The sequence below is a fragment of the Desulfobacula toluolica Tol2 genome (genome assembly GCF_000307105.1).
GTDB lineage: Bacteria > Desulfobacterota > Desulfobacteria > Desulfobacterales > Desulfobacteraceae > Desulfobacula > Desulfobacula toluolica.
The window spans coordinates 1255604-1278739 of the sequence record NC_018645.1 but is presented as its reverse complement, the minus strand read 5'-3'; the positions used below and the strand labels follow the sequence as shown (position 1 = coordinate 1278739).

The window sequence follows — 23136 nt, the reverse complement described above, 5'->3', positions numbered from 1 at the left end:
TGATTAAATATTCAAAATGGTAACAAATTCGGTCAGTTCACATCAATACAACTATAGATTAAACGGTTTTACCAAGCCCTTGGATTTCCTGTGGATTGAGAACTTTATCAATATCAAGCAAAATCTTGACCCCGCCTTCCATTTTAGCCATGCCCAGAATATATTCCGTGTTCAGACGGGTGCCGAATGCCGGGGTTTCTTCAATCTCCTGCTCCTTAATATTCAACACTTCCGATACAGCATCAACAACAATTCCGAGAAGGATAGTCCCTGATTCCGAATCAACTTCCACCACAATAATGCATGTACGTTCCGAATAATCAATTGATTCCATGCTGAACTTAACCCTGAGATCAATGACAGGGATAACCTTGCCTCTCAGGTTGACAACACCTTTTACAAATTCCGGGGTTCTTGGAACAGATGTGATGGGCATCATCCCAATGATCTCCTTAACTTTGAGAATCCCAATCCCATACTCTTCATTTTGCAAAGTAAATGTAAGGTATTTACCAGTTTGAATTGTTGTGGTTTGAATTGCCTGGTCCATTTTTTTCAACAACGTTGCCATTTTTAATGTTCTCCTTTTCCATTGTTAACATCACAAATTAATGAACTGAGCCTTGTATCCATAATAGTATTTCAAAATTAGCATTTTAAAAATTTTGGTGTTACACATAACACAAACGGATGAAATAAATGCAAATACCGTACCAAGTAATATTTGAGATTATAAGCAACTGTTATGTCAAAACAATATAAAAAAGAACAACCAGATCGAATAAGATTAAAAGGGTGTTTCGTTTTATAACATATTTGATGGGTTGCCCGCCAAAACCCTTGATAGACAGAACATCAAACAACTTGTTACACCATAACCCTAAGTTACAAAACGTTACACTCTTTTGTTTCGCAAATGTGAAACAAAGCCAAGAAACAAGTAATATTAAATTTTATTTGGAAATATTTTTTAAATACCGGCCTAACCGCTGCCGTGATATCCCTAATAACCTGGCAGCCATGGTTTTATTATTGCCGGTTCGTTTCATGGATTCCAAAAAAAGAAGGCGGGTTGCCTGATCCAGAGTAGGAATTGATTTGAACCCGAAAAGCCCTATGTCATGCTTAGCAAAAGACTGTTCAGTTGCAATGCCGTCAACAGATGAATTTTTCTTGATATAGACTTCAAAACGTTCAAGAGACATGATCTTTGATTTATGACCTGCAACGGCATCATAGATCATGGATTTGATTTCCCTTACGTTGCCGGGAAAATGATAATTGGATAACAGGGTAATCAACTCTAACGGCCACGAAGGTATTTTTTTATCAAATTCCAGAGCTGCCTTTTCAACAAAATAGTCAACCAGCAGGGGCAAGTCATCCAAACGTTCACGAAGAGGAGGAATGTCAAGGTGATGAGAACAAATCCTGTAATACAGATCCTTACGAAATCCGCCTGATTCCTGCAATGCCGAAAGGTCACGATTCGTGGCAACAATAATTTTCACATCTGCTATTTTAGGCAAATCAGCTCCCAGGGGAAAATATTCACGCTCTTGCAAAAGCCTTAAAAGTTTCACCTGGGAATCAGGACTCAGATCACCGATCTCATCCAGAAACAAAGTGCCCCCAAAGGCGTTTTCAACCATCCCTTTTCGAGCCTTGTCAGCACCTGTAAATGCACCGTTTACATGCCCGAACAATGTATCTGAAAAAGCATTGTCATCAATTCCTGCAGCATTTATTGTGATAAGAGCGCCATTGCGATAACTGAGTTTGTGAATAGCCCTTGCCATGAGTTCTTTGCCAACTCCGGTTTCTCCGGTAATCATTACAGGCTGGTGACTTTTAGCGATGGACTCGGCATATTGAAACAGGCCCAGCATAGCCCTGTTTTGTGTTTTAATATCTGAAAATGCATCAGGATTCTTCAGTTCTCCTGAAAGAATATGTTCTTTGAGCAACCGGTTCTCATCTTGAAGCCCTCTGATTTCAATGGCACGCTTTACGCCTGATATCAGGCGATTTTTTTCAATGGGCTTGAGCATATAATCAAAGGTGCCTGTTTTCATACACTGGACAGCCATGTCAACTTTGTTGTTTCCCGTAATAATAATTACCGGTATATCAGGGAAATCATCGGCTATCATGGATAAAAGCTCATAACCGGAAATATTGGGCATGATCAAATCCAGCAGGATCACTTCAATTTTATTTTCCAGCAGGATTGGAATAACATCCCTGCTGTCACGGCACAACACAAGATTATTTATACCGGCAGACCCTAATGTCATTTTATATCCCCTGAGGATATCAGGCTCGTCATCCACCAGCAAAATTGGATTGAGAGGAAAAAGAGATGCCTTCATTATTCAACCTCCATAACCTTTTCTATTGTTTTTTTTAACTCTATAATGGTAAACGGTTTGGCCAATATCTTATCAAATCCCATTTTTACGATTTCATCCACTATAAAAGATTCAGGAAATCCGGTAATAATAATCACTTTGATATCCGAAAGTTCGGATTTCTCTTTGAGCAACCGGCAAACATCCAGCCCATCCATATCCGGCATTTGAATATCAAGAATAAAAAGATCCGGCAACTCCTGGCCTATTTTTAAAAACGCCTCTTTCCCGTTAACAGCCTCCCGGAGAGAATAACGTTCAGTTTCCCCAAGAGCTTTATGGAGATATTCTCTGAAAAAAGGATCATCATCCGCCACAAGGATTTTAACAGGATATTCAAACTTTCTTGTGGGTATGAAAATCTTGAAAACCGATCCCTTACCAAGATCACTTTCCACCTCTATTTTTCCGCCAAAAGATTTGACAATGTTTGATGATACAGCCAGGCCAAGGCCTGTCCCTCCTTTACTTCGCTTTGTGGTAAAAAAAGGATCCATGATACGATCAAGCATCTCTTGAGGAATCCCCACGCCTTCATCCCGCACTTCAACCTCAATCATTGCTTTTTTTTCATCAAAAAATGAGGTTATAAAAATTGCTTTTTTCTTATCTGAAACGGCCTGGCAGGCATTCTGGATAAGGTTTATCATAACTTGTTCAAGCTTTTGCTGATCCCCCATGACCATTGGCAGGTTTTGACTGTATTCAATTTTGAAATGTTCCGTGTGTTTTTTAATAAGATTTTCAGTCAGCCGAATGGAATTTTCAATAACCTGATTGATATTTACAAGCTGGTCCATATGGGTATCATCCTGCCGGGAAAAATCTTTCAGGTCCTGAACAATCCGCTGAATTCTTACCGCACCCTCTTTTATTGCGGCAAACAACAAGGGAATTTCGTCCCTCATCTCGCTATACAAGACGCCGGCAAGACTGAAATCACCATTTTGATGATAATATTTTTCCACAACCGGAACAATATCTTCCCATGCTTCCCACAAGATAGGGGTATTCAACATGATAAGATGATTGGGATTGTTGATTTCATGTGCTACACCTGACACCAGAACCCCCAGTGAAATCATCTTATCAGCCTGGATCAATTCTTTTTCTATTCGCTTTACCCTTGTAATGTCACTTATCCTGAGAATAGCCGTCCTTATGTTATCCCCTTTCTTCCTGACAGGATATACACAAACTCTTTCAAGCTTTTCAGGGTTCATCAGGCCTTTTCTTTCAAAACTCTTCTGCCGGCCCTTTGAAATTGCCTTGGCCAGTTTGCAACCTTCACACAGACTTTGGCGCATCTTGAATACCTGGTAACATTTTCGGCCCAGACAAGTCTCATTGTTTTTTTTAAAATAATTTTCCGCCGCAGCATTCATCATCATCAGATTCATTTTTTCATCCACCATCATCAAGGGGTCTGAAATTCCGTCAACAATCATCAGGAGCAATTCGTGGTTTTCTCTTAGCTGTTCTTCCGCCCTTTTCTGGGAAGTTGTATCAATATACATGGAACGGCCTCCGATTATATTTCCTTGTACATCATATTCAGGCACGGCTTGAATCAAAGTATTGATGATCCGTCCGTCAGAACCAATCAGTTCCCTTTCTGAAGCGGTGAAATTGTTTTCCATAGACCGCCTGAAGCTCTCTTCCTTGATTAATTTTTTTTGTGATTCTTGAGTGTAAAACTCAGATATGGATTTTCCGATCACCTCGGAGCGGCTGTATCCCAATGTAGTCAAAAATTGTTTATTGCAGTCCGTAATAATTGTCGACTCTTTTTGGTTTTTAATTATCGCATACATCACCGGCGCACCCTCAAACAGGTTTCGATAGCGTATTTCACCTTTTTTAAGCGCTTCACGAATTTTATTTTTTTCTGTAATATCCCGTATAAAACAAATAAACATCCCTTTTTTCATATCTGAGTACTGGGTGTTTATCTCAACATCAATGAGTGTTCCATCTTTGCATCTGTGTTTTGTTTCAAAGCGGTCCTGACCGGTTTTAATGATTTTTTTACACTGCTGAACTCTTTGTTCCAATGTTTGAACAACGTCAATATCTGAAATACTCAACTTCAGGAGTTCATCTCGCTCATACCCCAGCATTTTGCAATACGAATCGTTTACATCAAACAATTGCCCCTGTTTGTCAACAAGACAGAACCCGTCAATAGCCAGCTTGAGAATTGTCTGGTATTGTTCTTCAACCTGAACCTGCTCTGTGATGTCCTGAATTGTTCCAAAAACATTAATTGGATTGCCTGCAGAATCAACCGTAACCTCAGCCCGTTCATGGACAGTCCTGATAATGCCATACGGCCGGACAATGCGATATTTTATAGTTTTGGACTTTGTCTCTGTTAAAGCTTTTTTAACGGAATATTGAAACATCTCAAGATCTTCAGGATGGACATATTTCATATAGCCTTCATAGGTTGGACAAAAACATTCAGGAACTATACCCAAAATCCTATAAAACTCTTTGGAGCATGATATCCTGTCTTCTGTCATATCCCAATTCCAGTTTCCGATATGGGCAATTTGCTGGGCTTTTATAAGATTAGCCTCACTTTCACGCAATAATCCTTCGGCCTTCTTGATCCGGGTAAGATCATGAACTAAAATTGCAACAGAATTTATTTGATCCCCACTGTAAACAGGAAAATATTGAATATCCATAAATTTTTTTTTGCCGCCCGGCAAATCAAACCAGCCTGAAAAATTAACAATTTCACCCGCTAACGCCTTGTCAAAATTAGGCTTAACAATGGTTTTAAACATCTGATTGCCCAGTATTTCGCTGATGTGTTTTCCAGCAATCTGGTCGGCATTCTTGTTAAATGCCTCATAATACCCTTTGCTCACCGTTTCAAAACGACAGTCCCTGTTGACGATGGCACACCTGGAATCAGACAGGTTATCAATTGCGAATTTAAAGAGACGCAAGGTGGAATTTTCCTTTTCCAGTTCCTGAATGCGCTTTTCCAATACTTCATAATCAAGTTTTTCAGTCATTATCTGGAAACTCCTGTTTGCGATATTTTAAATTCCTATATCATACCAATTCAATTATTTGCAAAAACAATTTAATTCAGGATGTCAGGGCTTGAATCTGCTTGATAATAAACATTTCTAAAACCCAAACTATAACTTTCATGTTTTGTTGCGAGCAACCAAACAGAAATACCAGATCCGGATGTGTCAGTTCTTCAAACAATGTGTTTATTTTTCAAAAAGAATATAGCATAACCACACAAGCTATTAGAATAAAACCATTGACAAACATAAGGAATTAAAATGAAACGATGCGGATGGGTAACAAGTGATCCGGCATATATCAAATACCATGATGAGGAATGGGCAGTGCCGGTACATGATGATAAAAAGCTCTTTGAATTTATTATACTTGAAAGTTCGCAGGCAGGTCTTTCCTGGCTGACTATACTCAAAAAAAGACAGGGATACAGAAAAGCATTTGCTGATTTTGATGTTGAAAAAGTGGCCCGGTTCACTCCTGAAAAAATCAAATATCTTCTTTCGGACCCGGGTATTATCCGAAACAGACTCAAAGTCAATGCGGCTGTGACAAATGCCCGGGCATTTATTAAAATCCAGGAAGAATTCGGATCTTTTGACACATATTCCTGGAGGTTTGTTGACAATAAACCCAAAATAAACCATTTTAAAACGCCTGATCAAGTGCCGGCAAACACAAAGCAATCCGACGCATTCTCAAAGGATCTTAAACAGCGGGGATTTAAATTTGTCGGCTCAACCATCATCTACGCACATATGCAGGCCGTCGGCATGGTCAATGATCATCTTGTCTCCTGCTTCAGGCATAAAGAGGTCATGACATAAAGACAATGGGCTTTTAATTTAAATAAAATCGTGTAAGATTGTTTCAGGTATGGGGTCAGGGGTATTTTTTAAAATAAAATTCAAATAAATGGAGGAGCAATAGCATGATTCTTGTTACGGCAAATCAAATGAGGGATATGGACAAACAGACCATAGAATCTTTTGGTATTCCCGGACGCGTTTTAATGGAAAACGCGGGAAAGGGCGCATTTGATTTCCTGCTCAAAAAATTTAAAAATCTTACAGCAAAAAAAATTGCCGTTATGGCCGGTCGAGGCAACAACGGAGGTGATGGGTTTGTCATTGCACGATATCTAATGGAAAAAAAAATTGCCGTGACCATCTTTTTATTATCTTCAAAAAAAAAGGTAACCGGGGATGCAAAAGCCAATATGGATCTTGCTCAAAAATTATGCAACCTCTCCCAAACCTGTTCCATTGTTGAAATTCCTGATGCAGAGGCGTTTGAAGCACAAAGAGTCAAAATTCTCCATCATGATTTTTTCATTGATGCCATTTTGGGAACCGGCCTGAATTCAGATGTCAGGGGATTTTTCAAGGATGCCATTGAAGTGATGAATACTTCCTCAAAACCTATTTTCTCAGTGGATATCCCATCGGGCCTTCATTCGGATACAGGACAGCCCCTTGGTGCATCAGTCAAGGCAGATGCCACAGCCACATTTGCTTTGGCCAAGCCGGGCCATGTTCTGTATCCGGGAAATGTTTACACCGGTGATCTTAAGGTCATTGATATCGGTATTCCAAATTTTATTGCCCAAGAGCAGTCCATTCAGCTCTCATTGATTGAAAAAAAAGAGGTTGCCGCCTGCTTTACTCCACGAAAGTTCCAAAGTCATAAAGGCAGCTTCGGCCATCTGCTGGTCATTGCAGGTTCTGTTGGAAAAACAGGGGCTGCCGCCCTTTGCGCCAATGCCGCCATGCGGTGCGGAACCGGCCTGGTCACCCTTGGGGTTGCCCAAAGCCTCAATCAGAACATTGAAACGCTGGTCGCAGAACCAATGACCCATCCGTTACCGGAACAGGACAAAGGATTTTTATCTGATCATTGTTTTGATGAGATTCAAACACTTTTAAAAGGAAAACAGGCACTTGCCATTGGCCCTGGTATCGGCACCCGGGCCGGTACGAAACAACTTGTCAAAAAGCTTATTCAAACAAGTCAAGTTCCCCTTATTATTGATGCAGATGCCATCAATTGCATTGCAGACGACTCAAACATCTTAAAGCAAAAAAAAGTACCAGCCATTTTGACCCCCCACCCGGGTGAAATGGCAAGGCTGTGCAAGGCAAGCCCTTCTGATATCCAGGCAGACAGGATCGGTACTGCTTCACGATTTGCCAGTGAATTTAATACAATTTTGATCTTAAAAGGAGCCCAGACCATTGTCAGCTTCCCGGACGGCAGATCCTGTATTTGTCCCACCGGCAATCCAGGCATGGCCTCCGGCGGAATGGGCGATGTGCTGACCGGTATGATCGCAGGTTTTTGCGCCCAGGGATTTTCTCCTGAAAACGCAAGCCTTGCAGGCGTTTACATTCATGGCCTGTGTGCTGACACTCTTTGCCGTGACATGGGCGGATTTGGTTTTATTGCCACAGATATAATCCAAACCATTCCAAAAACCATTCATCAATACGTCTTGGGAAAGGGGACACATTTAAAATCAATCCCCGCCAAAATATGAAAATACTGACATCAAAAAGTTCAAAACAAACGCATAACTTGGGCATGGCCCTGGGGCAAAACATTTCCCAGGGAATATCAATTGCCCTTATCGGTGATCTGGGCGCAGGCAAGACAACCTTTGTCCAGGGGCTTGCCCGAGGACTTTGCGTATCTGAAAAATACTATATCACAAGTCCAACCTACACCATCATCAATGAGTATCCAGCAGGTTTGTTTACCCTCTGTCACCTGGATCTTTACCGGCTTGGATCTGCAGATGAACTCGAATATATAGGATTTGACGACCTTGTTGATGACACCCATATTATGGTTGTTGAATGGCCCCAGATTTTAAAGGATGTATTATTTAGCTTTGATCTTGAAATAAATTTTAAATTTGATGAACACTATAATAGAATTATATCCTTTTTTGCATCTGGACAACCAGGATCAAATTTGTTAGATAAATTAGTTTTATAATAGTTACCAATATCGGAGTTGTTATGGCTTTAAGAGTACAAAAATATGGTGGAACCTCGGTTGCAAACATTGAACGAATCAATAATGTTGCAGACAGGGTCCAGAAAGCATACGATCAAGGAGACAAGGTTGTTGTTGTCCTCTCTGCCATGTCAGGTGTGACCGACAGTCTTATTTCCCTTGCGAAACAAGCTTCAAAAACGCCTGACAAAAGGGAACTTGACGTACTTCTTGCCACTGGCGAACAGACAACGGCGGCCCTTCTTGCCATGATCCTCAAGTCAAGGGGATACAAGGCAAAATCTTTCTTAGGGTTTCAGGCAGGAATTCAAACAGATAAAACCTCGGGCAAGGCAAGAATACAGGAAATTGACGGCAAAAGCATCCGGCAATCCCTTGAAAAAGGATATATTGCCGTTGTTGCAGGATTTCAAGGTGCAGATGAAAACGGCGACATCACAACCCTTGGCAGGGGAGGGTCAGACACATCAGCAGTTGCCATTGCATCATCCCTGAAAGCCGATGTATGTGAAATATTTACAGATGTGGACGGTGTCTATACAACAGACCCGAGAATCTGCAGCAATGCCAGAAAAATCAACAGAATATCCTATGAAGAAATGCTTGAGATGGCCATACTGGGTGCCAAGGTTCTTCAAATCCGTTCGGTTGAATTTGCAAAAAAATATAATGTGCCCGTGCATGTCAGGTCATCATTTAACGAGGAGGAAGGAACTATGGTCGTCAACGAGAGTGCTGATATGGAAAGCGCTGTTGTATCAGGTATTACCTGTGATATGAATGAGGCAAGAATAACCTTGAGAAAGGTTCCGGATCAACCAGGTGTTTCCGCAAAAATATTCATGCCGCTTGCAGAAGCGGAAATAGGTGTGGACATGATCATCCAGAACACCCGTTCCGGTGGTGAGACAGACTTGACCTTTACGGTTACCAAAGATGACTTTGAACGGGCCAAAGAGATTTCACAAAAAGTGGGCAAGGAAGTTGGGGCTACTGAGATTCTCACGGCTGAAGAAGATATTGCCAAGGTTTCGGTTATCGGACTGGGAATGAAAAGTCATTCAGGTGTTGCAGCCACTATGTTCCAGGCCCTGGCATCTGAAAATATAAATATACGGTTAATCAGCACTTCCGAGATCAGAATATCCTGCATCATCCTGGCAAAGTATGCCGAGCTTGCGGTAAGAACGCTTCACTCAGCATTTGGACTTGACCAAAAAAAATAAACCAGGAAAAATAAACCAGGAAAAATAAATTGGATTTTGAGTGCCTTACTGCTCAAGCTTATCCAATAACGACAGGTTCAGGTCAAGACAGATTCAGGGCTGCTTCAATTTCTTTAATGACGTTTTGGGCAGCCCTGACAGGATCATTGGCATCCCTTATGGGCCGGCCAATGACAATCAGGTCGCTGCCAAGTGCAACAGCCTGACCAGGTGTGGTTACCCTTTTTTGATCATCATTTTCAAGCAGAGACCATGCAGGCCTGATCCCCGGTGTTACTGCCAGAAATTTTTTTCCAAAAACAGTCTTTATCTGTTGAACTTCTTTTCCAGAACAGACCACACCTTTACACCCGGCCGCATATGCCATCTTTGCCCTGTGCATGACCAGAAGATCGGTGTCTTTTACAAACTCATCCTTAAACCCGGCAGCCTCAACCGTAGCAGCATCATTATCCGTTAAAAGAGTAACGCCCAGAACGTTGGTTTTCCCGTTTCCTCCTGCAACTGCCCGTTCAAGCATTGCCATGGATGATGAACAATGCACAGTCACAAGATCCACCCCCAGATTTGCCACCCGCCCCATGGCTCTTTGAACCGTGGCGGAAATATCATGAAGCTTGAGATCAAGAAATATTTTTGCATCACTGTTTTGTTTAACCATTTGAATAATGGAAGGCCCCTGGTCAATAAACAGCTCCAGACCGATTTTAAACATTCCCACATTTCCATCAAGAAGCTTCACATACTCTTTTGCTTGCTTTAAGGAAGAAAAATCCAACGGAAAAACAATATAATCCTTACCTTGTTTTTGCATCACTTCACCTTTCTTTTTTTTGCAGTCGTTCCGATTTTTAAAATTGTTCCGGTTTTTACAGTCGATTCAAAAAGTCTCTCTGAAAAACAAATGTCCTCAAACTTTATCCAGGTCTTCAAGATCAATGGTCAATTTATATTCTGAAGAATCAGGATCTCTTTCAACGCGGAACCCCAGTTTCTGACCCAGCCTGAGCATACCAGTATTGGTTGTAATAACCGGTCCCCAGACCTGTTCAAGCCCAAAGCGCTTGGCACATACCAAGGCATGCCAAAGCAATTTTTTTCCCAGACCCTTTCCCTGTAATGCATCGGCCAGAACAATGGAAAACTCCCCTTTTTTCTGGTGAGGCACAAATATGATACGGGATACGCCCACTATTTTTCTCTTCTGACTTGACCCTGAAAATGCGATCAGGGCAATTTCCCTGTCATAATCAATCTGGGTCAATTTAATGAGCATGGGTTTGGATATCTTTTTAATGGGGGAAAAAAATCTCAAATAAACGGTTTCAGGAGACAGATCAAAAAACAGGTCAAACATCAGCTGACCATCGCTTGGCCGTACCGGCCTGACAAAAATATTTTCATCATCCCCGATACTGAATGTTGTTTCCTGCCAATAGGGATAAGGACTGATAATAAGGTGAGCCGGAGATTTCAAGTTTGTCTTATCCAATATCACATGACCATCCACAGCCCTGATCTGCCCATTTTTCACCAGCACAGGATTGATATCCAGTGCTTTTATCTCTGGAAAATCCGTCACCAGGCGGCTCAGACGAATCAATAGTTCTTCAAGCAATGCCACGTCCAGTTTTTCAATATTCTTACACCCTTGAAACACTTTTGAAATCCGTGTCTCTGCTATGGCTGTCACGGCAAGCTGACGGTTCAGGGGAGGCAATGACATGGAAAAATCCTTGAACACATCCGTCATGATACCGCCCACGCCAAACCGAATAACAGGACCAAATATTTTATGACGGATTGTTTTTATGTTCAGTTCATAATCCGAGTCCTGTTCAACCCTGGTATCACCCACGGGAATCCCATAAGATGCAACCAGATCTCTTGCCAGATGTTTCGGAAGCCGCCCGCCTTTTATGATGCCCTGCTCAATTATTTGATTCGCCCTGGACCGGTTTATTTCAAGCCGTTTGTCCTTACGATACGGAATTTCCTGAAGAATTTCTATATTCTTCCCATATTTATACAGATTTATAAATGCCCGTACGGCACGTTCAGGCGTTTCATAAGTCACCATGCCTGCCTGCTTGAAAATCTGTCTGGAACGATCAATATCCAGTCCGCCCATCCAGGAAGTAAATACAGGACAGGGACTTGTTTTTAAAAGCATTGCCAATTCTCTTGCAAGGGGTTCGGAGTCATAGGCACCCACAGGAGAACTCAACAGCAGTAAACCATCAATTTCAGGGGCATTCATGCATATTTTTACAGTCTCAATATACTGGTTGTCTGACGAAGCTCTTGACAGATCAATTGGATTGGTCCGGCTCCACTTTTCCTTTAACACCTTTTCAAGAGAGATAACCGTCTGCCTTGAAAGCTGTGCCGGCTTAAGTCCATGTTCGACCAGGGCATCTTGTGCCATCACACCAATCCCGCTGCCATTGGAAACAATGCCCAGCCTCGCCCCTCTGGGACGACGTTGCTTTGCAAGAAATTGAGCACAATCAAAAAGTTCTTCAAATTCTTTTACCCTAAGAATACCAGCCCGCTTGAATGCCGCATCATAGATATCATTTTCACATGTCGGCGAATAGGGATCTGAACGATCTGATTTCAATGCAATTATTGGTTTTACACGGGACACAGCTCTTGCAGCGCTCATAAAGTTACGCATATCCACAAGACTTTCCACATACATAACAATACTTTCCACCTCATATATTGACCCGAGAAAATCAATCATATCCGCAAAACAAACATCCAGCATGGACCCGAGATTCACAAAATGAGAAAACCCGACATTCTCACGCATGGCCATATCCAAAACTGCGGAACAGACTGCGCCACTCTGGGATAAAAATGCAACCTTTCCGGGAAGCGGTATCCTGTGCATCAAATTTGCGTTCATTCCCAAAGCCGTATTTACTATCCCGACACTGTCAGGACCGATGATCCGCAGTTCTGTTTTTTGAGAAATATTTTTAATCTGAGCTTCAATTTTTTCCCTCAACCCGCCGGGAATCTCATCCCCTGCAGAAATAATAACGGCTCCCCCCATATTCTGTTGGCTGCAGGTTTTAAGAATATCCGGCACACTGGCAAGGGGGACGGCAATAACCGCCATGTCGATATCGTTTGGAAGATCTTCTACATCCGGGAAGGTTTTAATTCCAAAGATACTATTATACTTTGGATTCACAGGGAAAATATTCCCTTTAAATCCGCCTGCCAACATATTTTTTATAATGGAAGCACCCACACTGCCTTTTTTTGTACTGGCACCAATAACAGCAACTGATCCTGGATTTATCACCCGGTTTAAATTAAGTGTACTCATTATTTATATTTCCTATTCTTCCATTAAATATATCTTTTCTTGCTGATTTTCTTTTGATTCAAAAATACCTTTAATATCCTCAAGAATCATGTACAGACACGGCACCATGATAAGAGTAATGAAAGTGGCAAATAAAATACCAAACCCCAGGGAAATAGCCATGGGAATTAAAAATCTTGCCTGCCGTGATGTTTCCGTAATAATGGGGGCCAGCCCCCCGCAAGTGGTCAATGTAGTCAATAAAATAGGCCTGAACCTCTGTATCCCGGCTGAATGAACTGCATACAAGACGGGCACCCCCTGAAGATACCGCCGGTTGGCAAAATCAATCAGCACCAGCGAATCATTCACCACCACACCGGACATGGCTACCAGTCCGAAAAGGCTCATGACGGAAAGAGAGTATCCCATTATAATGTGACCTGCAATTGCACCGATTATACCGAAAGGAATACAGAACATAATGATAAAAGGTTGAAGATAGCTTTTAAAAGGTATGGCCAAAAGGGCAAAAATACAGAACAAAGCAATGCCAAGACCCTTTAAAAGAGCTGTTATGCTTTCCCGGATATCTGCCTGGCGTCCTTTGAAACTATAGGAAAGTCCGGGATATTTATTTAAAAGATCCGGCAGAATTTCTTTTTTCATGTCCCTTAAAACATTTTCTGCCTGGGAAGGGGGTCTGATATTGGCTGTGACAGAAATTTCCCGCCTTCCATTCGTCCTTTTTATGGTTGTATAGGCCCTGCCTGTAATGGTTTCCACAGCATTTCGAAGCAGAACCTCTCCTTGAGGTGCCTGAAGAACCAACTCTTCAAAAGTAGATTCCAACATTCTTTCTTCTTCAGGCAGCCATACCCTTACGGTGACCTCATTTCTGCCCCGCTGGTTTTTTAAGGCAGTCACTCCCTGAAAGGCATGACGGATCTGGTTGGCCACTTCCCTGGAGGTCAATCCCATCCTTTTTCCTGCCGGAGTCATTGTAATATCAAATTGTTTTTTACCTTTGGCTGATCCGTCATCAATATCATGGACAATGGGATACCCGGAAAGATTTTTGGCCAGATCCTCCCCTGCCCTGTCCAGCATATTTTTATTCCTGTGACTTAAGCTCACAGTCAAATTTTTCCCTGACCCCGGCCCTCCTCTGTCAGACTCAAAGGTAATGGTTTCAAGTCCGGGAATCGTACCTGTTTTGTTTCGCCAGATATTGGTTACTTGTGACGTATTTAAGGGTCGCTCTTCGGGATCAGTCAAATAAATTCTAACCCGGACACGGTTGTCGCTGACCTGGGAAAAAATCCCAGTGGAAAGGCCTTGTTTTCCATTTTCTTCAACCACCTCACGGGCCTTTTGAACAAGATGCTGTTCAACATTTTTTAAGGTTTGGGCAGGCGTGCCATAGGGTAAAAAAGCTTCACAAAATGCATAATCAGATTCCACTTTGGGGAACATAACCATGCCCATCCTGCCGGAAGAGACAAAGCCAGCAGTTGTCATGAGCAGGGCAATGCCAAAGGCAATAACCGTATACCTATGATCCAACAGCCAAAATAAAAATCCGCCATAATATTTTTTGACAAGTGTTTCAAAAAACATGCTGAACCGTTCCTGCCATTTTTCAAGATAATTTAAGGGGAAAAACAAGGGCCTACGGCGGTTGTGACCCAAATGGGCAGGCAAAATATAAAGGCTTTCAATCAGGGAAACAGCAAATACAGCAATCACAACAAAAGGGATGGTTTTAAACGCTTTTCCCATAAAACCAGGGATAAAAATCAAAGGAACAAAGGCAACCATATTGGTGATCACACTAAACACAACGGGTATGGCAACGGCTTTGGTTCCCTTGACTGCAGCATCCAGCACCGGCATTCCCTGCCGCCTGCAAAAATAAATATTTTCTCCCACGACCACGGCATCGTCCACAACAATGCCCAGGGTAACGATAAAGGCAAACATGCTGACCATATTAATGGAAAACACGGTCGGAGCAAGAAAAAGAAAAGAACCCAGAAAGGAAATGGGAATCCCGAGGCTTACCCAGAAGGCCAGCCGGATTTCAAGAAAAAGAGCCAGAAAAAAAAATACCAGTCCAAGCCCGAAATAGGCATTGCGAAGCAACAGATCCGCTCTCTGGGCAAAAATTTTGGAAAGATCCCTTAAAACGGTCAGTGCCACTCCATCCGGCAATGACGCATTGATGCGCTCAACCACTGCTTTCCCGGCTGTTGCAACCTGGGTTGGAGTCTGATCTCCCACCCGGTAAACCTCTATGATAACAGCCCTTTTTCCGTTAAAAGAGGCCCAGTTATCAGACGCCTCAAACCCCTCGGTAACCGTTGCAATATCTTCAAGCAGAACCCTTGAGCCGTCTTCCAATGTAATGACGGGAAGCTGTGCATACTGACGGGCCGTGTCTTTTCTATCCCTGATCCGCAACAGGATATCTCCTCCCAGGGTCTTGATGCTGCCGCCGCCCAGCTCCACAGAAGCTCTTGACAAGGTAAGTGCCACATCCTGAAGGGTAATGCCGTAGCGCCTCAGGGTCTGTGCTGAAACAGCCACCTGGATTTCCCGGTCCCTTACCCCGTCAAGCTCCACCTGGGTTATGCCGTCATCCATGAGCAGCTCATCTCGAATCTGATCTGCCAGGGCACGCATTGTGGTTTCCGTTGCATCCCCGTACAGGGCAAGTCTGAGGACTTCTCTTTTTCTGGCTGCAATTGACACCTGGGGTTCTTCAGCCTCATCCGGCATGGTTCCAATGCGGTCAACCTCACTTTTGATCTCCTGCCACAAACGGTTGATATCGGTTCCTTCCATTGCTTCCACACTGATGGAGGCAATGCCTTCACTGGCCGTGGCCGTAATTTCGTCAATTCCTTCCAGATCCTGGATAGCCTCTTCAATGGCGAGCAAAATTCCGTTTTCCACTTCTTCCGGGCTTGCACCTGGATAAGCCACTGAAATATTAACCAGGTCAAGGCTGAATTCCGGAAACACCTCCTGCTTGATATTAAATCCCATGTAAAGTCCGCCAACAAGCAACACTGCCATGATAAGGTTGGCCGCAACGCTATTGCCTGCCATCCAGGCAATCGGGCCTTTTGTTATCTTTTGATCCGTATCATGGCTCATGAGCGGTCTCCTGATGACTGTTGCAGGGCCATCCCTTTTACCGGAGCCGGCAGGTCTGATGTAATCACGGTATCCCCGGCCCTGATACCGGATTTTACAAAAACCCTCCCGTCTTCCTTCCAGGCAAGAGTTATTTCCTTGATCTCAAGAATACCTGAATTAATAACCCACACAGTATTGTTATCCCTCAATACTGATCTGGGCATGGAAAAAACATTTTCAAACAATTCGCCCATAATCCGCACATTCACATGATCATCCAGCAATAATTGAGGTATATTTTCCCTGCGGTTTAATCCTAAGGGATCGGATACTAGAATAATCACGCCTGCCATACGGCTTTTGCCGGTTATCTTTCCGGTAGTTCGCACCACTCTTCCCTGCCAGGTTTGGTTTGAATATTGGGACTGAATAATGGCCCTGCTGCCGGTTGTCTCACCGATCATGATGGAAGCCAGCCGGTCAGGCGGAACCAATGCTTCCACCAGGTAGGCATCAACATCCACAAGTGTAGCCAGGACTCCTTGTATTGTCACAAGAGACCCTAAATTGACCTGTTTTTCAAGAATAAGTGCATTAAACGGAACAATTACCTTTGTCCGGGACAGGTTCAATTGTGCTTTTTCAAGGTCAGCTCCGGCACTGTCCACTGCGGCCTTAGCCTTGACAAGCTGGGGCTTTCGCAAGGCAAGATCCGTGGCTTTTAATTCGCCCTGGGAAGCCTGGTTGATTAATTTGAGTTCCTCTTTTGCAATCATCTGGCTGCCTTTTTCAATGGCAAGATCTGATAACGCCTTATCAAAAGCACTCCTGGCTTTTAAAACTTCTATTCGATAATCTGAATCATCCAGAGTTAAAAGCGTCTCTCCTTTTTTTATCAACCCGCCTTGAACAAACTTTTTGGAGATGGCAACCACTTCTCCTGCGACTTTGGACTTTAATATGATCTTTCTGTCCGGCATGACAGTCCCCATAACCATAACCGAACTTTGATAATTGCCCGGTTCCATGGAAATGGTCTCCACCACAGCGGCCTGTTTTTCAGGTGGTTTTCTTTTCATTTTCGGTTCCTGGGCCTTAAAATAATTCCAACCTGAAACGCCTGCCAGAATCAGACAAAGTGGCAGAACGATTTTTATCATCAGTCTGACTGCGCGCCCCCTTTTTTTTAAACCACTCATCTTAAGCTTACTCCATAACATTTTGATATCGTCAAACCGATTTAAGTTATTAACTCAAATTTAAAACTTAAGCCATAATCAGATGTGTCCTTGATTTATGTTGTTCCAGGAATCGGATTCCAGCCAAGTGCCCTGTAAAGACCGATCCTTTCTTTGATAAGTGCTGCTCGCTCACCCACCAATTTTCTTTCCAGCTGCTCAATATGAGTCCAGGCAGTAAGATAAGCCAGATAACTGCTCTGGCCATTTTGATATTGCACCCCGGCATCTTTCAAGGTCAACCTTGCCACGGCCAGCTCTTCTTCAAGCAATCGGATATAAGCCGCTTGTTTGTCGATGCTGACCAGGCTGTCTTCAACCTCGACAATGGCTTTGGCAACTGTCCTGGCATAAAGGGTCAATTGTTCGTCTGCAACAGCTTTGAGTCTTTTTATTTCCGCTTTTCTGAGCCCCCCGTCCAAAATCGGCCCGGCAATGCTGCCGGCAAGGGTTGAAACCCAGTTGTGAAACAAAAGATCCAGCTTTCCACTTGAAAACAGGGCCTGAGCTGTCAAATCAAATGAAGGCAAACGATCTGCCCTGGCAGCCGTAATTTCCCATTGGCCTGACGACAAGCGCATTCCAGCCGCCTGTATATCCGGCCGATTTTCTAAAAGATCGGACGGAATCCCGACCTTGGGCAGGGGCAATGGATCAGGAAGAATTTTGGTGGTCATTTCAACAGGCTTAAGATCTGTTTTCCCGGATAAAAAGGCCAGGTTATTCAACAACAACTTTTCCTGCTTTTCAAGCAAAGGCAACTGGGAATTTGCCTCTGCCAGAACTTCGCGCTGCTGAGACACATCCAAAGCATTTGCCTTTCCATTCACAAATCTTAATGTTTGAAGTTCCAGCAGGGTGTTGTTTATTTTGATCTGATTGCCCAATATGCTCTTCTTATGCCGGGCCGCAATGATATCAATCCAGTTTTCTGCAATTTGTGCCGTCAATTCAAGGGTGGAAAACTTTAAATCCTGTTCGGCAGCCTTAAGGCTTAAAATTTCAACCTGTTTCCCGGCATTTGACTGCCCCCATACATCAAGATTATAAGCCCCTCTCAATGATCCGTCCCATGAATGGCTGCCATCATAGTCAGAAGGGCTGCTGTATGTATTTTTAACCCGGGTTTCTTTTTTCTGCCCTCCAAATGAAAACCCAAGTTCAGGAAAAAAAGATGCTTCTTCTTTTTCAAGGTTAGCTTTTGCCTGAATTACCTTTGTTTTTAAAATTTTCAAATCAAAATTGTGGTCCACTGCATGATTGATCAATGAAGTGAGTTCATCACTTTCAAATAAAAACCACCAGTTTTCAATGGAATCATTGTCGCCTGCATCAACAGAAAAACGATCAGGAATTTTCAGGGAAAGAAGAGTTCCAGGTTCCGGTTTAAGGGTCTTACAACCGGAAAAGATCACCACACTTGCCAGCATAACAAAAAAAACAGACTTCATTATTCATTTTTTCCTCTTGTATCAAGCCCTTAAAATAATTTAAATTCACTGATAAGGCAATACTGATCTTATAAAGATATAATAGTTTTTTAAATATAGTTGAAACCTTTAGATAATTAATGATATCTAAACAATATTTTATATAACTGCCACGGGCAGACTTGGCCTTTCATCCATGTTTGCCCACAACAAAAATTGAAAGTCTCTGTATGATTTTTTAAAGACTTTCTTATAAGAAAAAACTGGAAACTATAATTTTCAAATGAATTATCAGAAAATCGAACATATTTCAGCAGGTCAATTTAAAGTCGGCAAAGAACAATCAAGCATATACAAGGCCTATCTTGGAACCTGCCTGGGCATTGCCCTGTATGACGCGTCAACACAGGTTGGAGGAATGATCCATATCCTGCTGCCCGAACCCACCGGAATCGCAAGTGCAGTATTTTCAGAAAAATATGCGTCGACCGGTGTTCCCCTGCTCATAAACCATTTGATAAAACTGGGTGCAAAACCTGAAAATTTAGAGGCCACAATTGCCGGAGGTGCGCTTATAGGGCCAGTCACCCAGCAGGATATAAACCTTGATATTGGCGGAAGATCCATGGATATTGCCGTATCAATACTTAGAAGTTACAAAATCAAAACCATAAAATCAGAAACCGGTGGATTTTTTACCTGCACTCTTGAATTGAATATGGCCACGGGCAAAACCTTTATAAATCCTGCTCTGGAAGACACTTTTAAGTCACAAAACCGTTTTACAGCACCGTCAATGGACGAGATCTTAAACACCATTGATCAATTAAAGCCGATTCCTCAGATAGCATTAAAAATATTCAGGATGTTCCAGTTCTCCCGACACCATATTACGGATATTACCGAAGAGCTTTCCAAGGATCAGGTTCTTTCAGGACAAACCTTAAAGCTATGCAATTCAGCACTTTTTGCCGGGACTGTAAAAATTGATACACTCAAAGAGGCCGTGCTTTTATTAGGCGAAACCATGCTGATCAAATCCGTGATCACCGCTGCGGTTGATATGTATTACAACCAAATAGGGACATCCGGCTATTCTCTTTGCAAAGGCGGGCTTTTTTTCCATGCAGTGGGAGTGGCATCCTTTGCTGAAAAAATTGCAGAAAAATCAGGCCGTCCCCTTTTAAAAGAGGCTTATACGGCAGGACTTCTTCACGATATCGGCAAAGTCATTCTGGATCAATTTGTCTCCATCAGATCACCTCTTTTTTTCAGAAGCCTGTATCAAAAAAATGAAAATTTTATAAATGCTGAAAAAAAACTATTGGGGATTACCCATGGTGAGGCAGGCGCTCTTCTGGCCAGAAAATGGAACTTTTCAGATGGATTATCTGAAGTCATTCAATTGCATCACACCCCGGAAAAAGCAAAAAAAAACAAAGATCTTGTTTATATCATCTATCTTTCAGACCTTCTCATGGAAAAATTTCATGTAGGATTTGACCTTGAAAAAATGCAGACTCAAAGCCTTGAAAATGCCCTTGACCAACTGGGATTTAAAATGGCGGATCTGCCTGAACTGGTTGATGTCATTCCCATCAATACATTCAGCAATGACGATGATATATTAACCACACAAAGGTAAAAAAGTGACGAATTCCAACAAACATAACCTCCTTAAAAATTTGCCGGGAGTTGATCATCTTCTGGAACTTGCAAAAAAAGATGATCAATTAATGGATATCCCCCGAAGTGTTATTCTTGATTCCATAAGAAAAGCGCTTGACCGGACTAGAAAAGATATCCTGTCGGAAAATATTGAACACCCCATAACAGATGAAACAATCCTTGATGAGGCAGGCATACTTGCACAAGACAAAATCAAATCCAGGCTTGTCCATGTCATCAATGCAACCGGAGTTGTTCTCCACACAAATCTTGGACGTGCGCTTCTTTGTGATGCAGCGTTAAAAAATATCAAAACCATTGCGCAATCCTATTCCAACCTTGAGCTGAAAATTGAAACAGGCAAACGCGGTATCCGATATGAAGCAGTGGATGAACTGATCTGCGAACTGACCGGTGCCCAGAGTGCAATTGTTGTCAACAACAATGCAGGTGCTGTTTTACTGGCATTGAACACCATTGCCAAAGACAGACAGGTTGTTGTATCCAGGGGTGAACTTGTTGAAATCGGAGGGTCTTTCCGGGTGCCGGACGTGATGTCAAAAAGCAGATGCATCCTAAAGGAAGTCGGCACCACAAACCGGACCCACTTAAAAGATTATGAGAGTGCGGTATCTGATGAAACCGGCCTTTTTTTAAAAGTTCATGCCAGTAATTATAAAATTGAAGGTTTTACGGCAAGCGTTGCCTTAAAAGATCTGGTATTGCTGGGAAAAGAAAAAAACATCCCGGTCATGGAAGATTTAGGTTCCGGAACCTTGATTGATTTTTCAAAATATGGTCTTCCCCCGGAGCCAACTGTTTCTGATTCGGTTGGTTCGGGTGCGGATGTTGTCACATTCAGCGGAGACAAACTTCTGGGAGGACCCCAGGCCGGCATTATTGTGGGAAAAAAACATATCATCGATCAGATAAAACGCAACCCTTTAACCCGTGCATTGAGAATTGACAAACTTACCCTTGCAGCTCTTGAATCAACCTTAAGCCTTTACAGGGATGAAAAAAAAGCCATCCGGCAAATCCCCACGTTAAGGATGCTTACCCTGCCCTTTAAAGAAATCAGTAAAAAAGCCGATCTTTTATTTAAAACCATTAAAAAGGATATCGGAATGCTTGCAGACATTGATGTTGCAGACATGAATTCAAGACCGGGAGGCGGGTCATTTCCTGCACTGAATCTTCCGACCAGGTGTATTACAATTCAACCCAAAGATATGTCTGTATCCAAACTTGAACTCCATATGCGCCTGTCAACACCGGCTGTTATCGCCAGGATCGAGGATAATAAATATATTTTGGATCCAAGAACGATTCAAAATGGTCAGGAGGCAATTATCTCGTCAAATCTAACAAAAATATTGAAAAAAAAATGACTGTCAAATTCTCTTCAAAAGAAATTCATTTTCTGAAAAAAGATTCTGATAATTTCAAGATCAAGCCACCTGAAACATATTTCAGTGATCTGCTTTTGACAAAAAAAAACCGGATCAAAGCCTTTCAAAAAAAGCTGTCCGAAGTCACCATATCCTGGAATAATTTTTTGTGTGCAGTACTTGAGCTTAATTCGGACAGGTCTGAATCAATCATAAAGAACAAAAAAGAGACACTTGAAACCTTTTTTAACTCCTTTCCTGATCATAAAAAAGGCATCTGGAAATGCTTAAGCAAAACATCATTTATTATGGCATTCTGTGGCTATGAAAGTGAAAAAAAAGCTGCAAATCGCCTTGTTTCATTAAAAGAAAAGCTATCTACAGCCTTTAGAACAGAGATTCTTATGGGGGTGGCAAAATTTCCCTGTCATGATTTTTCAAAACCCCAAACAGTTGTCAATGCTCTCAAAGCTGCGGATCACGCAGCCTTTTTCGGGCCTGACACCCTGATTCACTTTGATGCTGTATCCATTAATATCAGTGCAGACCGGCTTTATCAGCTGAACAAATACAACATGGCCATCAAAGAATATAAAAAAGGCCTTGAAATAGAACCCAATAACATTAACCTGATCAACAGCCTGGGGGTCTGTTTCGGGGTCATGGGAAAGCTGGACAATGCAAAACTTGAATTTGAAAAAGCCTTGAAAATCAATCCCAATGAAGTGATGGTCATTTATAATACAGGCCTTCTTTACCAGATTAACGGCAATCTGTACCAGGCAATTCAGTGTTTGCACAAAGCCCATGACATTGATGATTGTGTTTTTGAAGTTGAATTTCTTCTGGGAAAGCTGCTGTTTAAAATTCAGCAGTTTGACCGGGCCATGGCTCATCTTGAAGCGGCAAGCCGGATAAATCCTGAATCAGGCCTTGTTTTCAGGATAAAGGGGGAAATTTATCTGGCTAAAAATCAGCCTGAAAAAGCCGGGATTGAATTTAACAAAGCCGTCAAACTCAATCCTCTGGATGCTGTTGCTTTGTCAGGGTATGCAAAATCCATGTTGCTTCAGGATAAAAACCTGAACATTGCTATTAGCCTTGCAAAAAAAAGCATTGCCATTCAACCGGCCAACAGCCTGTTCAAAGACAGATTAAAAGCAATAATGAAAAAAATTGAAGTTCACGCCAGTCAGGAAGAAAAAATTAAATCCGCATCATAACACTTATTGAAAGAATC

General features: G+C 42.3%; 15 protein-coding genes. 7 read left to right on the top strand and 8 right to left on the bottom strand.

Annotation, left to right across the window (positions count from 1 at the left end):
• Nucleotides 1-58: 58 nt before the first annotated feature.
• The 3 genes from TOL2_RS05920 to TOL2_RS23475 all read right to left on the bottom strand — a co-directional run bounded on the left by TOL2_RS05920 (nucleotide 59) and on the right by TOL2_RS23475 (nucleotide 5440).
• Nucleotides 59-571: a chemotaxis protein CheW gene (locus TOL2_RS05920; protein ID WP_014956604.1), complete on the bottom strand. Its 513-nt coding sequence runs from the start codon at nucleotides 569-571 to the stop codon at nucleotides 59-61.
• 382 nt (nucleotides 572-953) lie between these two features.
• Nucleotides 954-2372, bottom strand: coding sequence for a sigma-54-dependent transcriptional regulator (locus tag TOL2_RS05915; RefSeq protein ID WP_014956603.1), 1419 nt, complete (start codon nucleotides 2370-2372; stop codon nucleotides 954-956).
• Nucleotides 2372-5440 (bottom strand): PAS domain S-box protein, encoded by a 3069-nt coding sequence (locus TOL2_RS23475; protein WP_014956602.1) that lies wholly within the window; start codon nucleotides 5438-5440, stop codon nucleotides 2372-2374. Before TOL2_RS23475 ends, TOL2_RS05915 begins: the two co-directional genes overlap by 1 nt.
• A gap of 282 nt (nucleotides 5441-5722) precedes the next feature.
• On the opposite strand from TOL2_RS23475, the gene TOL2_RS05905 reads away from it, so the two are divergent.
• The 4 genes from TOL2_RS05905 to TOL2_RS05890 all read left to right on the top strand — a co-directional run bounded on the left by TOL2_RS05905 (nucleotide 5723) and on the right by TOL2_RS05890 (nucleotide 9703).
• Entirely contained in the window at nucleotides 5723-6286 is a 564-nt protein-coding gene (locus TOL2_RS05905) for a DNA-3-methyladenine glycosylase I (protein ID WP_014956601.1), read from the top strand.
• A 104-nt stretch (nucleotides 6287-6390) separates the two neighbouring features.
• A complete protein-coding gene (locus tag TOL2_RS05900; protein ID WP_014956600.1) occupies nucleotides 6391-7995 on the top strand; it encodes a bifunctional ADP-dependent NAD(P)H-hydrate dehydratase/NAD(P)H-hydrate epimerase in 1605 nt (534 codons plus the stop codon).
• The gene (gene tsaE / locus TOL2_RS05895; protein WP_014956599.1) at nucleotides 7992-8456 is read left to right on the top strand and encodes a tRNA (adenosine(37)-N6)-threonylcarbamoyltransferase complex ATPase subunit type 1 TsaE; all 465 of its coding nucleotides are present in this window, start codon (nucleotides 7992-7994) and stop codon (nucleotides 8454-8456) included. The genes TOL2_RS05900 and tsaE overlap by 4 nt, the downstream gene beginning before the upstream one ends.
• A 23-nt stretch (nucleotides 8457-8479) precedes the next feature.
• A complete protein-coding gene (locus TOL2_RS05890) occupies nucleotides 8480-9703 on the top strand; it encodes an aspartate kinase (protein WP_014956598.1) in 1224 nt (407 codons plus the stop codon).
• A gap of 82 nt (nucleotides 9704-9785) precedes the next feature.
• Here the strand turns inward: TOL2_RS05890 and pyrF are convergent, their stop codons facing one another.
• The 5 genes from pyrF to TOL2_RS05865 form a co-directional block, all read right to left on the bottom strand.
• Entirely contained in the window at nucleotides 9786-10517 is a 732-nt protein-coding gene (gene pyrF, locus TOL2_RS05885; RefSeq protein ID WP_014956597.1) for an orotidine-5'-phosphate decarboxylase, read from the bottom strand.
• A gap of 96 nt (nucleotides 10518-10613) precedes the next feature.
• Nucleotides 10614-13046 carry a bifunctional acetate--CoA ligase family protein/GNAT family N-acetyltransferase gene (locus TOL2_RS05880; RefSeq protein ID WP_014956596.1) on the bottom strand — a complete coding sequence of 811 codons (2433 nt, stop codon included), beginning with the start codon at nucleotides 13044-13046 and terminating at the stop codon, nucleotides 10614-10616.
• A 12-nt stretch (nucleotides 13047-13058) separates the two neighbouring features.
• Nucleotides 13059-16187, bottom strand: a complete 3129-nt coding sequence (locus TOL2_RS05875) for an efflux RND transporter permease subunit (protein ID WP_014956595.1) — start codon at nucleotides 16185-16187, stop codon at nucleotides 13059-13061.
• Entirely contained in the window at nucleotides 16184-17368 is a 1185-nt protein-coding gene (locus TOL2_RS05870) for an efflux RND transporter periplasmic adaptor subunit (protein ID WP_014956594.1), read from the bottom strand. Before TOL2_RS05870 ends, TOL2_RS05875 begins: the two co-directional genes overlap by 4 nt.
• Nucleotides 17369-17463: 95 nt before the next feature.
• Nucleotides 17464-18858 (bottom strand): efflux transporter outer membrane subunit, encoded by a 1395-nt coding sequence (locus tag TOL2_RS05865; protein WP_014956593.1) that lies wholly within the window; start codon nucleotides 18856-18858, stop codon nucleotides 17464-17466.
• Between the two features lie 262 nt (nucleotides 18859-19120).
• Here TOL2_RS05865 and TOL2_RS05860 point away from each other — a divergent pair, with 262 nt between their 5' ends.
• The 3 genes from TOL2_RS05860 to TOL2_RS05850 are packed head-to-tail and all read left to right on the top strand — an operon-like array spanning nucleotide 19121 to nucleotide 23119.
• A complete protein-coding gene (locus TOL2_RS05860; protein WP_014956592.1) occupies nucleotides 19121-20482 on the top strand; it encodes an HDOD domain-containing protein in 1362 nt (453 codons plus the stop codon).
• Nucleotides 20483-20486: 4 nt separating this feature from the next.
• On the top strand, nucleotides 20487-21896 hold the full coding sequence (gene selA, locus TOL2_RS05855) for an L-seryl-tRNA(Sec) selenium transferase (RefSeq protein WP_014956591.1): 1410 nt from the start codon (nucleotides 20487-20489) through the stop codon (nucleotides 21894-21896).
• Complete coding sequence (locus TOL2_RS05850; RefSeq protein ID WP_014956590.1) at nucleotides 21893-23119, top strand: tetratricopeptide repeat protein; 1227 nt, start codon at nucleotides 21893-21895, stop codon at nucleotides 23117-23119. Before selA ends, TOL2_RS05850 begins: the two co-directional genes overlap by 4 nt.
• Nucleotides 23120-23136: the final 17 nt, after the last annotated feature.

What these genes read in the sequence shown, in the direction of transcription:
- TOL2_RS05920 (WP_014956604.1), bottom strand. Translation starts at nt 571, where the DNA reads ATGGCAACGTTGTTGAAAAAAATGGACCAGGCAATTCAAACCACAACA.
- TOL2_RS05915 (WP_014956603.1), bottom strand. Translation starts at nt 2,372, where the DNA reads ATGAAGGCATCTCTTTTTCCTCTCAATCCAATTTTGCTGGTGGATGAC.
- TOL2_RS23475 (WP_014956602.1), bottom strand. Translation starts at nt 5,440, where the DNA reads ATGACTGAAAAACTTGATTATGAAGTATTGGAAAAGCGCATTCAGGAA.
- TOL2_RS05905 (WP_014956601.1), top strand. Translation starts at nt 5,723, where the DNA reads ATGAAACGATGCGGATGGGTAACAAGTGATCCGGCATATATCAAATAC.
- TOL2_RS05900 (WP_014956600.1), top strand. Translation starts at nt 6,391, where the DNA reads ATGATTCTTGTTACGGCAAATCAAATGAGGGATATGGACAAACAGACC.
- tsaE (WP_014956599.1), top strand. Translation starts at nt 7,992, where the DNA reads ATGAAAATACTGACATCAAAAAGTTCAAAACAAACGCATAACTTGGGC.
- TOL2_RS05890 (WP_014956598.1), top strand. Translation starts at nt 8,480, where the DNA reads ATGGCTTTAAGAGTACAAAAATATGGTGGAACCTCGGTTGCAAACATT.
- pyrF (WP_014956597.1), bottom strand. Translation starts at nt 10,517, where the DNA reads ATGCAAAAACAAGGTAAGGATTATATTGTTTTTCCGTTGGATTTTTCT.
- TOL2_RS05880 (WP_014956596.1), bottom strand. Translation starts at nt 13,046, where the DNA reads ATGAGTACACTTAATTTAAACCGGGTGATAAATCCAGGATCAGTTGCT.
- TOL2_RS05875 (WP_014956595.1), bottom strand. Translation starts at nt 16,187, where the DNA reads ATGAGCCATGATACGGATCAAAAGATAACAAAAGGCCCGATTGCCTGG.
- TOL2_RS05870 (WP_014956594.1), bottom strand. Translation starts at nt 17,368, where the DNA reads ATGAGTGGTTTAAAAAAAAGGGGGCGCGCAGTCAGACTGATGATAAAA.
- TOL2_RS05865 (WP_014956593.1), bottom strand. Translation starts at nt 18,858, where the DNA reads ATGAAGTCTGTTTTTTTTGTTATGCTGGCAAGTGTGGTGATCTTTTCC.
- TOL2_RS05860 (WP_014956592.1), top strand. Translation starts at nt 19,121, where the DNA reads ATGAATTATCAGAAAATCGAACATATTTCAGCAGGTCAATTTAAAGTC.
- TOL2_RS05850 (WP_014956590.1), top strand. Translation starts at nt 21,893, where the DNA reads ATGACTGTCAAATTCTCTTCAAAAGAAATTCATTTTCTGAAAAAAGAT.